Annotated in this window: 11 protein-coding genes; 3 read left to right on the top strand and 8 right to left on the bottom strand. The window is 66.2% G+C overall.

Annotation, left to right across the window (positions count from 1 at the left end; translation table 11 throughout):
* Window positions 1-13 precede the first annotated feature (13 nt).
* Both clpA and clpS read right to left on the bottom strand, forming a co-directional pair.
* Window positions 14-2,284: an ATP-dependent Clp protease ATP-binding subunit ClpA gene (gene clpA, locus ACFCQI_RS16890; protein ID WP_395118564.1), complete on the bottom strand. Its 2,271-nt coding sequence runs from the start codon at window positions 2,282-2,284 to the stop codon at window positions 14-16.
* A gap of 65 nt (window positions 2,285-2,349) precedes the next feature.
* Complete coding sequence (clpS, locus tag ACFCQI_RS16895; RefSeq protein ID WP_395118566.1) at window positions 2,350-2,676, bottom strand: ATP-dependent Clp protease adapter ClpS; 327 nt, start codon at window positions 2,674-2,676, stop codon at window positions 2,350-2,352.
* 118 nt (window positions 2,677-2,794) lie between these two features.
* Between clpS and ACFCQI_RS16900 the strand changes: the two genes are divergently transcribed.
* The 3 genes from ACFCQI_RS16900 to hflD are packed head-to-tail and all read left to right on the top strand — an operon-like array spanning window position 2,795 to window position 5,059.
* Window positions 2,795-3,280 carry an NUDIX hydrolase gene (locus tag ACFCQI_RS16900; protein ID WP_395118568.1) on the top strand — a complete coding sequence of 162 codons (486 nt, stop codon included), beginning with the start codon at window positions 2,795-2,797 and terminating at the stop codon, window positions 3,278-3,280.
* Window positions 3,277-4,425: a tRNA 2-thiouridine(34) synthase MnmA gene (mnmA, locus tag ACFCQI_RS16905; RefSeq protein ID WP_395118570.1), complete on the top strand. Its 1,149-nt coding sequence runs from the start codon at window positions 3,277-3,279 to the stop codon at window positions 4,423-4,425. Before ACFCQI_RS16900 ends, mnmA begins: the two co-directional genes overlap by 4 nt.
* 10 nt (window positions 4,426-4,435) lie before the next feature.
* Window positions 4,436-5,059 carry a high frequency lysogenization protein HflD gene (gene hflD / locus ACFCQI_RS16910; protein WP_395121391.1) on the top strand — a complete coding sequence of 208 codons (624 nt, stop codon included), beginning with the start codon at window positions 4,436-4,438 and terminating at the stop codon, window positions 5,057-5,059.
* A 73-nt stretch (window positions 5,060-5,132) separates the two neighbouring features.
* Here the strand turns inward: hflD and gyrA are convergent, their stop codons facing one another.
* From gyrA to rpsO, 6 genes are all read right to left on the bottom strand, one after another.
* Window positions 5,133-7,748 (bottom strand): DNA gyrase subunit A, encoded by a 2,616-nt coding sequence (gene gyrA / locus ACFCQI_RS16915; protein WP_395118572.1) that lies wholly within the window; start codon window positions 7,746-7,748, stop codon window positions 5,133-5,135.
* A 301-nt stretch (window positions 7,749-8,049) separates the two neighbouring features.
* Window positions 8,050-9,069, bottom strand: coding sequence for an S-methyl-5-thioribose-1-phosphate isomerase (mtnA, locus tag ACFCQI_RS16920; protein WP_395118574.1), 1,020 nt, complete (start codon window positions 9,067-9,069; stop codon window positions 8,050-8,052).
* Window positions 9,070-9,133: 64 nt separating this feature from the next.
* Window positions 9,134-10,201 (bottom strand): class III poly(R)-hydroxyalkanoic acid synthase subunit PhaC, encoded by a 1,068-nt coding sequence (locus ACFCQI_RS16925; protein ID WP_395118576.1) that lies wholly within the window; start codon window positions 10,199-10,201, stop codon window positions 9,134-9,136.
* A gap of 11 nt (window positions 10,202-10,212) precedes the next feature.
* Window positions 10,213-11,244 (bottom strand): poly(R)-hydroxyalkanoic acid synthase subunit PhaE, encoded by a 1,032-nt coding sequence (locus tag ACFCQI_RS16930; RefSeq protein ID WP_395118578.1) that lies wholly within the window; start codon window positions 11,242-11,244, stop codon window positions 10,213-10,215.
* A gap of 121 nt (window positions 11,245-11,365) precedes the next feature.
* On the bottom strand, window positions 11,366-13,471 hold the full coding sequence (gene pnp / locus ACFCQI_RS16935) for a polyribonucleotide nucleotidyltransferase (RefSeq protein ID WP_395118580.1): 2,106 nt from the start codon (window positions 13,469-13,471) through the stop codon (window positions 11,366-11,368).
* Between the two features lie 83 nt (window positions 13,472-13,554).
* Window positions 13,555-13,824, bottom strand: coding sequence for a 30S ribosomal protein S15 (rpsO, locus tag ACFCQI_RS16940; RefSeq protein WP_136257158.1), 270 nt, complete (start codon window positions 13,822-13,824; stop codon window positions 13,555-13,557).
* Window positions 13,825-13,900 lie beyond the last annotated feature (76 nt).

A 13,900-nucleotide genomic window follows, 5' to 3' on the forward strand; every position in this document is an offset into this window, starting at 1 on the left:
CCTCAGCGGGCCGTTACTCAACGATGGCCGGGAGCTTGGCGACGGCCTTGCACTCCACCTTCAGTTCGCCGTCGGCCACGCTCAGCTTGACCACGCCGCCGTCGACCAGCTTGCCGAACAGCAGCTCGTCGGCCAGCGCGCGCTTCACCTTCTCCTGGATCACCCGCGCCATCGGCCGTGCGCCCATCTGCGGGTCGAAGCCGTGCTCGGCCAGCCAGCGGCGGGCGTCGGCATCCACGTCCAGGCTCACCCGCTTCTCGGTCAGCTGGCTTTCCAGCTCGATCAGGAACTTGTCGACCACGCGCAGGATGTGCTCGAAGTCGAGCGCGGCGAACTGGATGATCGCGTCCAGCCGGTTGCGGAACTCCGGCGTAAAGATGCGGCGGATCACTTCCATCGCGTCCGATTCGTGCTTCTGCTCGACGAAGCCCATGCTGCGCCGCGCCGCGATCGCCGCGCCCGCGTTGGTGGTCATCACCACCACCACGTTCTTGAAGTTCGCCTCGCGGCCGTTGGTGTCGGTCAGCACGCCGCGGTCCATCACCTGCAGCAGGATGTTGAACACGTCCGGATGCGCCTTCTCGATCTCGTCCAGCAGCAGCACCGCGTGCGGGTGCTTGGTCACCGCCTCGGTCAGCAGGCCGCCCTGGTCGAAACCGACGTAGCCCGGAGGCGCACCGACCAGCCGCGACACCGAATGCCCTTCCATGTACTCGGACATGTCGAAACGGATCATCTCGATGCCGAGCTGCATCGCCAGCTGCTTGGTCACCTCGGTCTTGCCCACGCCGGTGGGGCCGGCCAGCAGGAAGCAGCCGATCGGCTTGGACGGGTCGGCCAGGCCCGAGCGGGCCATTTTGATCGACGCGGCCAGCGCCTCGATCGCCGGGTCCTGCCCGAACACCACCATCTTGAGGTTGCGCTCGAGGTTGCGCAGCACGTCGCGATCGGAGGCGGAGACCTGCTTCTCCGGAATCCGCGCCATCTTGGCCACGATGTACTCGACTTCGCTGACGTCCACGGTACCGGTGCGCTTGTCTTCCGGCAGCAGTCGCTGGCGTGCGCCGGCCTCGTCGATCACGTCGATCGCCTTGTCCGGCAGCAGCCGGTCGGGGATGTGCTTCACCGACAGGTCGACGGCCGCCTTCAGCGCGTCGTTGGTGTAGGCGACATGGTGGTGTTCCTCGAAGCGCGAACGCAGGCCCTTGAGGATCTCCACGCTGTCGGCCACGGTCGGTTCGACCACGTCGATCTTCTGGAAGCGGCGGGCCAGCGCACGGTCCTTCTCGAACACGCCGCGGTATTCCTGGAACGTGGTCGAACCGATGCAGCGCAGTTCGCCCGAGGCCAGCATCGGCTTGATCAGGTTCGAGGCATCCATGGTGCCGCCCGAGGCGGAGCCGGCGCCGATGATCGTGTGGATCTCGTCGATGAACAGAATCGCACCGGGCTGCTTCTTGAGCTGCGCGATCACGCTCTTCAGGCGCTTCTCGAAATCGCCACGGTACTTGGTACCGGCCACCAGGGCACCGAGATCCAGCGCCCAGATCGTGGCGCTCTCCAGCACCTCGGGCACTTCGCCGTCGACGATGCGCTTGGCCAGGCCCTCGGCCAGCGCAGTCTTGCCCACGCCGGCCTCGCCGACATACAGCGGATTGTTCTTGCGCCGGCGGCAGAGCACCTGGATGGTGCGCTCGATCTCGTCGGCGCGCCCGATCAGCGGGTCGATCTTGCCTTCCAGCGCCAGTTCGTTGAGGTTGCTGGCGAACTCGTGCAGCGGGTTGCCCTTGGGCTCGCCGCCCTCCTCGCCCTCGCGCTCGCCGCCGGACACGCCGGCGGCCGGCTCGTCGCCGATCTTGGCGATGCCGTGCGAGATGTAGTTGACCACGTCGAGCCGGGTGATCTCCTGCTGGTGCATGAAGAACACCGCATGCGAATCCTTCTCCCCGAAGATCGCCACCAGCACGTTGGCGCCGGTGACCTCCTTTCGGCCGGACGACTGCACGTGGTAGACGGCGCGCTGCAGCACCCGCTGGAAGCCCAGCGTGGGCTGCGTGTCGCGCTCGTCGCCCGGCGGCAGCACCGGCACCGTCTCGCCGATGATGCGGGTCAGCTCGCCGGCCATGCGCGGCAGGTCGACGCCGCAGGCGCGCAGTGCGCCGAGCGCCGACTGGTTCTCCGTCAGCGCCAGCAGCAGGTGTTCCACCGTCATGAACTCATGACGCTGTTCGCGGGCCTGCTTGTAGCAGTGGCCGATGGTGACTTCCAGATCCTTGCTGAACATTCGGATCGTCTCCGCTAGCTTGTTGGGCGGCCTTCAGCGCCGCGATGGGCACGAAATGGGGGCGTTCAGAGCTTTTCCATAGTGCACAACAACGGATGCTGGTGCGAGCGGGAATACTCGTTGACGTGGGTGACCTTGGTTTCTGCCACTTCCCGCGTGAACACGCCGCACACGCCGCGTCCGCGGGTATGCACGTGCAACATGATTTGCACCGCCTGTTCCTGGTCCAGGGTAAAGAAATTGCGCAGCACTTCCACCACGAAATCCATCGGTGTGAAATCGTCGTTCAGCAGCAGCACCTGGAACAGCGGCGGTCGTGCCACTTCCGGCTTGGCGGTTTCCAGCGCCAGGCCGCGGCCGCTGTCTTGTTCGTGTTCGTTTTCGTTGGCCATGGTGTCGTGGGAGGCATTCGCTTTCGGTTGAAGTATACGCCGCCGCCAATCGTGCCCGGCGCGTCGGCGTTTACTGCAGGTAGTGGCACAATGGACACTTTTCCACCCCTGAATTTTCATGGCCGACCCCAAGCCCCGCCCCGAGATCTGGCGCCCGCACGTCACCGTGGCGTGCGTGGTGGCTGAGGCCGGGCGCTACCTGATGGTGGAGGAGGAGGTTGCCGGCCGACTGGTCTGCAACCAGCCGGCCGGGCACCTGGAGGACGGCGAAACGCTGGCCGCCGCGGCCGTGCGCGAGACCCTGGAAGAAACCGGCTGGACGGTCGAGCCGCAGCACCTGATCGGCGTGCAGCAATGGCGCAGCAGCGAGCACGGCGAGGCAGTGATCCGCTTCAGTTTCGCCGCCCGGGCACTCGGGCACGACGCCGATCGGCCGCTGGACACCGGTATCCGCCGCGCCTTGTGGATGACTCGCGACGAAATCGCCGGCCTCGGCGAGCGCCTGCGCAGCCCGCTGGTGCTGGCCAGCATCGACGCCTGGCTGGCCGGCCAGCGACTGCCGTTGGCCAGCCTGAGCTGGGTGCCGGGAGGGTCGCGCGGATGAAGGTGATGCTGGGCGTCTCCGGCGGTGTCGATTCGTCGGTGGCTGCCTTGTTGCTGCAACGGCAGGGCCACGAGGTCGAAGGCCTGTTCATGCAGAACTGGGAAGAGGACGACCGCGACGGTCCGTGCACCAGCGACGCGGACCGCAAGGACGCGGTGGCGGTCTGTGGCCGCCTGGGCATCCCGTTCCACGCGCGCAACTTCGCGGCGGAGTACTGGGATGGCGTGTTCGAGCACTTTCTTGCCGAATACCGCGCCGGCCGCACACCCAATCCGGACGTGCTGTGCAATCGCGAGATCAAGTTCAAGACCTTCCTCGACGAGGCTCGCACGCTCGGCACGGAAAAGATCGCCACCGGCCATTACGCCCGCGTCGATTGCGTGGACGGACGCCACCGGCTGCTGCGGGCGACGGACGCGGCCAAGGACCAGAGTTATTTCCTGCATGCGCTGGGCCAGCAGCAACTGGCCGCCACGCTGTTTCCGCTGGGCGGGATCGAGAAGCCGCGCGTGCGCGAACTGGCCCGCGAGGCGGCGCTGCCGACCCATGCGAAGAAGGATTCCACCGGCATCTGCTTCATCGGCGAGCGCGACTTCCGCAGCTTCCTGGCGCGGTACATTCCCGCACGCCCGGGCGAGATGCGCACGCCCGACGGCCGGCGGGTCGGCGAACACCAGGGGGTGATGTATTACACCCTGGGCCAGCGCAACGGACTCGGCATCGGCGGCCGGCATGGCGCCAGCGGCGAGCCGTGGTTCGTGGTGGGCAAGGACGTGGCGGCCAACGTGCTGGTCGTCGCCCAGGGCGGCGAGAACCACTGGCTGCTGTCGCGGCGATTGCATACCGAGGCACCACACTGGATCGCCGGCGAGCCGCCGGGCACCGAGTTTCGCTGCACGGCGCGCACGCGCTACCGTCAGACCGACCAGGCGTGCTCGGTCAGCGTCGGCGAGACCGGTCTTGCCGTCACGTTCGATGTGCCGCAGCGTGCCGTCACGCCGGGTCAATCGGTCGTTTTCTACGCTGGCGAGGTCTGTCTCGGCGGCGCGGTGATCATGGCAACCGATGCCGCCTACGGCGGCTTGCTGCCAGCCTTCATCCTCACCACCACAGCGCAACTCAAGGAATCGCAAATCCGTGTTTGAAACCCTAGGCATGAACGAGGAACGCGTACTCGCCCTGGCCGGATTGTTTCAGGCCTGCTCGCTGGCCCAGCAACTGGCCAACGACGGACGCTGCGACGAGATCGCCATGCAGGCGGGCGTGGCCAGCATCTTCCGCATCGACGCGCCCTCGGTGGTGGCCGTGTACGGTGGCGTCTCGGGCGTGCGACTCGGCCTGCGCAACCTGGTCGCCCAGCTCGACGAGAGCGATCGCGACATGTCGGTTACCCGCATGGTGGTCACCGTGATGCGGCTGGAACGCAGCCTTGCCGGCCGCCCGGAGCTGCTGGAGAAGCTGCAGCAGGGCATCCAGGCGGCGCAGCGCCAGGTCGAGCATTTCGGACAGGATTCGAGCCAGGTCAGCGGCCGTCTCGCCGAGCTGTATGCCTCCACGCTGTCCACCTTGCGGCCGCGGGTGATGGTCAGCGGCAATCCGCAGCAGCTGCAGCAACCGGCCGTGGTCGAGAAAGTGCGCGCCAACCTGCTCGCCGCGGTGCGTTCGGCGGTGCTGTGGCGCCAGGTCGGCGGACGCCAGTGGCAGCTTCTGGTGTACCGGCGTCAATGCAGCATGCTGGCCCGGGGCCTGCTGACCGGTGTCACGCTGGACCATCGCTGACCGACGCGCGGCATGCCATGAACGCGAACAGGCCCCGGCCATGCCGGGGCCTGTTCGTTTCACCACAGCGGGATCACTCGCCCGCGGAAGCGTCTCCCGTGGCGCCCTCACCCGCTTCGCCGACCGGCGCATCCCCGGACTCGACGACGGCCTCGTCGCCGTTGTCCTCTTCCGCGTCCAGCCGCATCACGCTGACCAGCGTTTCGTCGGCGGGCAGCTTGATCAGGGTGACGCCCTGGGTATTGCGGCCCAGTTGCGAGACTTCCGCCACGCGCGTGCGCACCAGGGTGCCCTGGTCGGAGATCAGCATCAGCTCGTGCGCCTCGGTGACCTGCACCGCGCCGACCAGCGCGCCATTGCGCTCGGAGCACTGGATGCCGATGACGCCCTGCGTGCCACGGCCCTTCTTGGTGAACTCGGCCAGTTCGGTGCGCTTGCCGTAGCCCCGCGCGGTGGCGGTGAGGATGTCGCCTTCCGCCGCCACGATCAGCGATACCACCTCGGCGCCGCCGACCAGTTTCATGCCGCGCACGCCCGCGGCGGTGCGGCCCATCGAGCGCACGGTGTTCTCGTCGAAACGATTGACCTTGCCGTTGGAGGCGAACAGCAGGATGTCGCTGTCGCCGTCGGTCAGCTCGACGTTGACCAGTGCGTCGTCGTCGTGCAGCTTGATCGCCAGCTTGCCCTTCTGCAGCTGGAACGCGAATTCGGTCAGCGGGGTTTTCTTCACCGTGCCGTGCTTGGTGGCAAAGAACACGAAGCGATCTTCCGTATACTCGCGGATCGGCAGCACCGCCTGCACCTTTTCGCCCTCGCCCAGCGGCAGCAGGTTGATGATCGGCTTGCCGCGCGCGCCGGGACCGGCCTCGGGAATCTGGTAGACCTTGAGCCAGTAGACGCGGCCGGTGCTGGTGAAGGTGAGCAGGGTGTCGTGCGTGTTGACCACCCACAGCTGCTCGACCACGTCCTCGTCCTTCAGCGCCGAGGCCGAGCGACCCTTGCCGCCGCGCCGCTGCGAGCGGTAGGTGCTGGCCGGCTGGCGCTTGACATAGCCGGTGTGCGACAGCGTGACCACCATGTCTTCCGGGGCGATCAGGTCGAGGACGTTGAGGTCCTCCTGCGAATGCTGGATCTCGGTGCGACGCGCGTCGCCGAACTCGGCCTTGATCGCTTCCAGCTCCTCGCGGATCACCTGCAGCAGGCGGTCCGGGTTCTCCAGGATCTCGATCAGGCCGCGGATGGTTTCCAGGATCTGGCGGTACTCGTCGGAAAGCTTTTCCTGTTCCAGGCCGGTAAGGCGGTGCAGCCGCATCGCCAGGATTTCCTGCGCCTGCACGTCGGACAACTGGTAGCCATCGGCCTTCAGGCCATCGCGCGGGTCCATGTCCTCCGGTCGCGAGGCACCGGCACCGGCCGCCGACAACAGCGCGCCGACCACGCCCGGCTGCCATTTCCTGGCCAGCATGCGCTCGCGCGCCTCGGCCGGCGACGCCGAAGTCTTGATCAGCTCGATCATCTCGTCGATGTTGGCCAGTGCGACAGTGAGGCCTTCGAGGATGTGCGCGCGGGCGCGGGCCTTGCGCAGCTCGAAGATGGTGCGGCGGGTGACCACCTCGCGCCGGTGGCGGATGAACGCTTCGAGGATGTCCTTGAGGTTCAGCAGCTTCGGCTGGCCGTCCAGCAGCGCCACCATGTTGATGCCGAAGGTGACCTGCAGCTGGGTCTGCTGGAACAGGTTGTTCAGCACCACGTCGCCCATCGCGTCCTTGCGGATCTCGATGACGACGCGCATGCCGTCCTTGTCGGACTCGTCACGCAGCTCGCTGATGCCTTCGAGCTTCTTTTCCTTGACCAGCTCGGCGATCTTTTCGATCAGCCGCGCCTTGTTCACCTGGTACGGCAGCTCGTGGACGATGATCGTCTCGCGGCCGTTCGACTCGGTTTCGATCTCCGCCTTCGCGCGCACCAGGATGCGGCCGCGACCGGTGCGGTAGGCCTCGATGATGCCGGAGGAGCCATTGATGATGCCGTGGGTCGGGAAGTCCGGGCCCGGGATGTAATGCATCAATTCGTCGATCGACAGCGCGGGCTCGTCGATCAGCGCGATGGTCGCCGCGATTACCTCGTTGAGGTTGTGCGGCGGGATGTTGGTGGCCATGCCGACCGCGATGCCGGCCGAACCGTTCACCAGCAGGTTCGGCACGCGCGTGGGCAGCACCAGCGGCTCGTGCTCGCTCTCGTCGTAGTTCGGGCCGAAGTCGACGGTTTCCTTGTCGATGTCGGCCAGCAGCTCGTGGCTGAGCCGCGACATGCGCACCTCGGTGTAACGCATGGCGGCGGCGCTGTCGCCGTCGACCGAGCCGAAGTTGCCCTGGCCGTCGACCAGCATGTAGCGCAGCGAGAACGGCTGCGCCAGGCGCACGATCGCGTCATACACCGACTGGTCGCCGTGCGGATGGTATTTGCCGATGACGTCGCCGACCACGCGGGCCGACTTCTTGTACGGCTTGTTCCACACGTTGCCGAGTTCGTTCATCGCGAACAATACGCGACGATGCACCGGCTTGAGTCCATCGCGTACATCGGGAAGCGCGCGGCCAATGATCACGCTCATCGCGTAATCGAGGTAGCTCTGCCGCATCTCGTCTTCGATGTTGACGCGAATGATTTCTTTGGCGGTTTCTGCCATGGATTGGCTTCCCTGGAGACAAAAAAAGGACGCTGGCGCCGCGTCTCAAGCGCGTGCGCGAGCGACCCGAAATGAACCGCTGGATTGTAGCATGGATGGCTGCAAAATGACAGGTTTTAAGCTTTTGAAATCAATGACTTGTATTGCCATCGCGAGACCGGCGCGAGGCCATCGGAAATGTGCTCAAGAATTGAGCAACGCGCCGGACGCGCAGGCCCCCAGCGAGGTCGTCTCGGCAACCAGCGGGCGAACACGGCAAGCGCCGCAAGGACGGCCGGATGCCGCATCGGAACCCGGGGAATCAATGGCCGAACAAGGCCTGCATCGACAGGGTGTCAGGTCGCTCGATCACGCCGCGCTCGGTGACGATCGCGTCGATCAGCTCGGCGGGTGCGACGTCGAAAACCGGATTCCATGCCTGCGCTCCCTCCACCACCACGCGCCTGCCCCCGCTGGACAGAAGCTCGGCCGGGTCGCGCAGCTCGATCTCGATCTCCTCGCCGTTGGCGGTCGCCATGTCCACCGTCGACGACGGCGCCACCACCATGAACTTGACGCCATGGTATTTCGCGCTGATCGCCAGTTGGTAGGTGCCAATCTTGTTGGCGGTGTCGCCGTTGGCCGCGATGCGGTCGGCACCGACGATCACCCACTGCACGGCGCCGGATTTCATCAGGTGCGCGGCGGCAGAGTCGGCGATCAGCCGGGCGGGGATGCCCTCGCGTACGAGTTCCCACATGGTCAGCCGCGCGCCTTGCTGCCACGGACGCGTCTCGCCGGCATAGACGCGCGCGATCCGGTTGGCGGCGACGCCGGCGCGGATCACCCCGAGCGCGGTACCGTAACCGGCGGTGGCCAGCGAACCGGTGTTGCAATGGGTCAGCACGCCCGAGCCCGGCGCGATCAGTGCTGCACCGAGCTCGCCCATGCGGCGATTGGCAGCCAGATCCTCGTCCTGGATCAGCTGCGCCTCGTGCAACAGCGCACCGGCATCGGCACCGGCAGCGATGCGTTTTTTCATCCGGTCCAATGCCCACATCAGGTTCACTGCCGTGGGCCGGGCCGCGCGCAACTGCGCCAATACCGGTTCCAGCGGAACGCCCTGCTGTGCCGCCATCGCCACGCCCCAGGCGGCGGCAATGCCGATGGCCGGCGCGCCACGCACGGCCAGGTCGCGGATGGCCTGGGTGACCTGGGCCGCATCGCGGCAGTCGATCCAGCGTTCCTCGCCCGGCAGCAGGCGCTGGTCGAGCAGGCGCAGGTGATCGCCTTGCCACTGCACGGCGCGGATGGAATCGTGGGTATCGGCGGATGTGGTCATCCGGTGATTATCGCCTGTCGTGCGTGGATTCCGCACGAGAGGCGATCACGTGCGGGCGCGCGATTCAGTCGCGCTGGCGCAACCACTGGTGGATCGCCGGCGGCACCTCGCGCTGGGCGCGGCCGGACACGTAGATGCCGATGTGGCCGCCCTTGAATGCGAGCTGGGTGTAGTCGGTGGTGCCCACGTGCTTGCCCAGTGCGTGCGAGGCATCCGGCGGCACCAGGTGATCCTGCTCGGCGAAGATGTTCAGCACCGGCTGGGTGATCATGCCCAGATCCACGCTCTGACCGCCGATGTCCAGCGTGCCCTTGACCAGCTTGTTGCCCTGGTAGAAATCCTTGATGAACTGGCGGAACGCCTCGCCGGCCTGGTCGGGCGAGTCGAAGATCCAGCGCTCCATGCGCAGGAAATTTTCCAGCTCCGTCGGGTTGTCGAGGATGTCCACCATGCCGATGTACTTCTGCTGGTTCAGCCGCAGCGGCTTCAGCGTGAGGTAGACGTAGTTCATCAACCCGGCCGGGATGTTGCCCATGGTGTCGACGAACAGGTCCACGTCCATGCGGCGGCACCAGTGCGACAGCATGTTGTCCGGCGTGTGGAAATCCACCGGGGTGACCATGGTGATCAGGTTCTTCACCTTGTCCGGGTGCAGCGCGGTATAGCACAGCGAGAACGCGCCGCCCTGGCAGATGCCGAGCAGGTTGATCGCGTCGAGACCGTGGCGTTTGCGTACCACGTCGACGCAGCGGTCGAGGTAGCCGTTGATGTAGTCGTCCAGGGTCAGCCAGCGGTCGGCGCCGTCGGGATAGCCCCAGTCGATCAGGTAGACATCCTCGCCCTGCTCCAGCAGGTTGCGCACCATCGAGCGGTCGGCCTGCAGGTCGGTCATCCACACCGTGTTGACCAGGGCGTAGACGATCAGCAGCGGGGTCTTCGAGGTCGCCTTGCCGTGGCCGGTGAAGTGCCAGACCTTCAGCTTGTCCTCGCTGTAGACCAGCTCGCGCGGGGTATTGGCGTATTCCGGCTCGCGCATGTTGCGCAGGTTGGCCATGCCGGCGGCCAGTTTGCGCTGGAAGGTGGCGATGTCGGCCAGGGCCTGGGTCGGGTCGATGCGCAATGGTGTCTGCATGGCTGCTCTCCTTATTTGCGCTTGCGCTGGCCGGAGCCCGATTTGGACGGGCTGGTGGGCTTGCGCGCCGCTTTCGCCGGCGCCTTCTTCACGGCGACCGCAGGCTTGGCAGCGGCGCGCTTCTTCACTGCGGGTACCGCCGGACGATCGGCGAGCCGGCGCTTCAACGCCGCGAGTTCCCGGCGCAAGGCCATGATCTCCCCGGCATGGTCGGCGGACCCATCGGCCAGATTGGCACGGAATTCGCGGCGCAGCGCCTGCAGGCGTTCACCGAGGCTGGACACTTCGCTGCGCGTGGGCACGCCGAGCTGCTGGCACATCTGCTCGGTCTGCTGTTGCTGGAGCTGGCGCACACGCATCTGCGTGTTGACCATCTCGCCATAGGCATCGCGGAACTCGTCGGACAGCGCGATTCCCGCATAAGCCTCTTCGGAGGCGTCCACCCACAAGTCGTACAGCCCCTTGAGCGAATCGACCTGGCGCCCCGGTTCGGCCAACCGCGCCTGCAGGCGTTGCATGCCTTGCGCGTTGGCGCGCTGGATCAGTTCCTGATAGCGGGCGGATGCCCGCATCGACTCCAGCAAGGCCGTGGCCAGGGCTTGCTGCTGCATCTGCTGCTCGCGGTTCAGGCCGAATGCCGGGGTCGGCCCCTGCAAGCCCGACAGCTCACCGAAACCACCGCGCTGGGCCGCCTGCAGCCAGGACTGCCATTGCCGCGCGAAGCCCTCCGCGCCGGCAGTGTCGATGCCGCCGAAAGCCTGCGCGAACGGCTGACTGGCTCCACCGAACATCTGCTGCAATTGCTGACGCCAGTCGGTGGCCGGCTGGGCCGCGCCGCCGCTGGCCGCTGCCTGCATCCAGTCGAAGTATCCCTTCAGCCCGGCCAGGGTGCGTTCCAGCATGTCATTGCCCGCGGCAGGCGCCGGGGGCGGCGCGAACGGATTGGCCGCGGGAGGCTGCTGGAACTGGCGCGTCCAGGCGTCCCACGACTGCTGTGCCAGCGCCTGGTAATCCCTGATGAAATCGTTCGCCGGATCGGCCATCGGTGCATCCTCGCGCAAGGTCCATCCATCCTAGCAAAAGCAGGTTGCACAAAATCACCGGCCCCGAAACGCGCAAGGCCCGGCATGGGCCGGGCCTTGCGGAATTGCCTCGTGGCGGAGTTCAGACGCTGGCGCGCTCTTCCTCGGTCACGGCCTTCATCGACAGGCGGATGCGGCCCTGCTTGTCGACTTCCAGCACCTTGACCTTGACGATGTCGCCTTCCTTGAGCTTGTCGGAGACCTTTTCGACGCGCTCGTCGGAAATCTGCGATACGTGCACCAGACCGTCCTTGCCCGGCATGATCGTCACGAACGCGCCGAAGTCCATCAGCTTGGCGACCTTGCCCTCGTAGATGCGGCCCGGCTCGACGTCGGAAGTGATCTGCTCGATGCGCTTCTTGGCCGCTTCGCCCGCCTCGCGATTGACCGAGCCGATGATGATGGTGCCGTCATCGCTGATGTCGATCGTGGTGCCGGTCTCTTCGGTGATCGAGCGGATGGTGGCGCCGCCCTTGCCGATCACTTCGCGGATCTTGTCCGGGTGGATCTTGATGGTGATCAGGCGCGGGGCGAACTCGCTCATCTCGGTGCGGGCGGTGCTGAGCGCCTTGCCCATTTCGCCGAGGATGTGCAGGCGGCCGCGCTTGGCCTGTTCCAGCGCCACCTTCATGATCTCCTCGGTGATGCCGTCGATCTTGATGTCCATCTGCAGCGCGGAGATGCCTTCGGCACTGCCGGCCACCTTGAAGTCCATGTCGCCTAGGTGATCCTCGTCGCCCAGGATGTCGGACAGCACGACGAAGTCGTTGCCCTCCTTGACCAGGCCCATGGCGATACCCGCCACCGGCGCCTTCAGCGGCACGCCGGCATCCATCATCGCCAGCGAGGAACCGCACACCGAGGCCATCGACGAGGAACCGTTGGACTCGGTGATTTCCGAGACCACGCGCACCACGTACGGGAACTCCTCGATGCTCGGCTTGACCGCCTGCACGCCACGCTTGGCAAGACGGCCGTGACCGATCTCGCGACGCTTCGGCGCGCCGAAGCGACCGGCTTCGCCCACCGAGAACGGCGGGAAGTTGTAGTGGAACAGGAACGGGTCCTTCGACTCGCCGCCGGGAGCGTCGATGATCTGCGCGTCACGCGTGGTGCCCAGGGTGATGACGACCAGCGCCTGGGTCTCGCCGCGGGTGAACAGCGCCGAACCATGCGTCCGCGGCAGCACGCCGACACGGGCGGTGATCGCACGCACGTCGTCGAGCTGGCGGCCGTCGATGCGCACCTTGGTCTTCAGCACGCTGTCGCGCATGGTGTGGTATTCGAGCTCCTCGAATTCCTTGGCCATCGCGGCGGTGGACCAGCCGTTTTCTTCGGCCTGTGCCTTGAGCCCGGCCAGCACGTCGGCCTTGATCGCGGAGATCGCGTCGCGACGCTCGAGCTTGTCGCGCACCTGGAACGCGGCGGCCAGCTGGTCGCCGACCGCGCCCTTGACGGCAGCGGCCAGCGACTCGTTGCGCGCCGGTGCCTGCCAGTCCCACGACGGCTTGCCGGCCTCGGTGGCCAGTTCGGCGATCGCGCGGATGGCGGTCTGCATCTGCTGGTGGCCGAACATCACCGCGCCGAGCATCACGTCCTCGGACAACAGCTGCGCTTCGGATTCCACCATCAGCACGGCGCCGGCGGTACCGGCGACGACCAGGTCCAGCTGGGAGGTCTTCAGCTCGGTGGTCGACGGGTTCAGCAGGTACTTGCCGTTGGCGTAACCGACGCGGGCGGCGCCGATCGGGCCCTTGAACGGGATGCCGGCCAGGCTGAGCGCGGCGGAGGCGCCGAGCAGGGCCACGATGTCGCCGTCCACTTCCGGGTTCAGCGAGACGACCTGGGCGATGACCTGCACTTCGTTCTTGAAGTCATCCGGGAACAGCGGGCGCACCGGGCGATCGATCAGGCGCGAGGTCAGCGTCTCCTTCTCGGTCGGACGGCCTTCGCGCTTGAAGAAGCCGCCGGGAATGCGGCCGGCGGAATAGAACTTCTCGACGTAGTCGACGGTGAGCGGGAAGAAATCCTGGCCTTCCTTCTGCTTCGTCGCGGCGACGGCGGTGACCAGCACCACGGTGCCGCCCATGCTGGCCATGACCGCACCGGATGCCTGGCGGGCAATTTCGCCCGTCTCCAGCGTGACTTCGTGATTACCGTACTGGAATGACTTGGTTACTTTTGCCACGTGACTGTTTCCTGATCTGAATTGGGAAAGGCGCCCGCGCACGGGCGCTGCATGATCCTCGCGTCCGCGAACGGCGCCCAGCGTTACCGGCGCAGGCCGAGGCGTTCGATCAGGGTCTGGTAGCGCGCAAGATCGCGATCCTTCAGGTAGCTGAGCAGGCGCTTGCGCTGGTTGACGAGCTTGAGCAGGCCACGACGCGAGTGGTGGTCCTGGATGTGATCCTTGAAGTGACCGGTGAGATGGTCGATGCGGGCGGACAGCAGGGCCACCTGGACTTCAGTCGAGCCCGTATCGTTCGGCACGCGGCCGAAATCAGCAATGATCTTGCTGGTCTGTTCTGCGGTAAGGGACATGGTTGTACGTTTCCTTGAAAGGCGATGCGAAGCTTGCGCTTGCATCATCGCGAGATGACGCAAGCGCAAGCTTCGC

It is taken from the genome of Rhodanobacter sp. FW102-FHT14D06, assembly GCF_043950705.1.
GTDB lineage: Bacteria > Pseudomonadota > Gammaproteobacteria > Xanthomonadales > Rhodanobacteraceae > Rhodanobacter.

Excerpts from the sequence above, each read along its gene's own strand:
- gyrA (WP_395118572.1), bottom strand. The coding sequence starts at position 7,748 with ATGGCAGAAACCGCCAAAGAAATCATTCGCGTCAACATCGAAGACGAG.
- ACFCQI_RS16900 (WP_395118568.1), top strand. The coding sequence starts at position 2,795 with ATGGCCGACCCCAAGCCCCGCCCCGAGATCTGGCGCCCGCACGTCACC.
- clpS (WP_395118566.1), bottom strand. The coding sequence starts at position 2,676 with ATGGCCAACGAAAACGAACACGAACAAGACAGCGGCCGCGGCCTGGCG.
- ACFCQI_RS16930 (WP_395118578.1), bottom strand. The coding sequence starts at position 11,244 with ATGGCCGATCCGGCGAACGATTTCATCAGGGATTACCAGGCGCTGGCA.
- mnmA (WP_395118570.1), top strand. The coding sequence starts at position 3,277 with ATGAAGGTGATGCTGGGCGTCTCCGGCGGTGTCGATTCGTCGGTGGCT.
- rpsO (WP_136257158.1), bottom strand. The coding sequence starts at position 13,824 with ATGTCCCTTACCGCAGAACAGACCAGCAAGATCATTGCTGATTTCGGC.
- clpA (WP_395118564.1), bottom strand. The coding sequence starts at position 2,284 with ATGTTCAGCAAGGATCTGGAAGTCACCATCGGCCACTGCTACAAGCAG.
- mtnA (WP_395118574.1), bottom strand. The coding sequence starts at position 9,069 with ATGACCACATCCGCCGATACCCACGATTCCATCCGCGCCGTGCAGTGG.
- hflD (WP_395121391.1), top strand. The coding sequence starts at position 4,436 with ATGAACGAGGAACGCGTACTCGCCCTGGCCGGATTGTTTCAGGCCTGC.
- ACFCQI_RS16925 (WP_395118576.1), bottom strand. The coding sequence starts at position 10,201 with ATGCAGACACCATTGCGCATCGACCCGACCCAGGCCCTGGCCGACATC.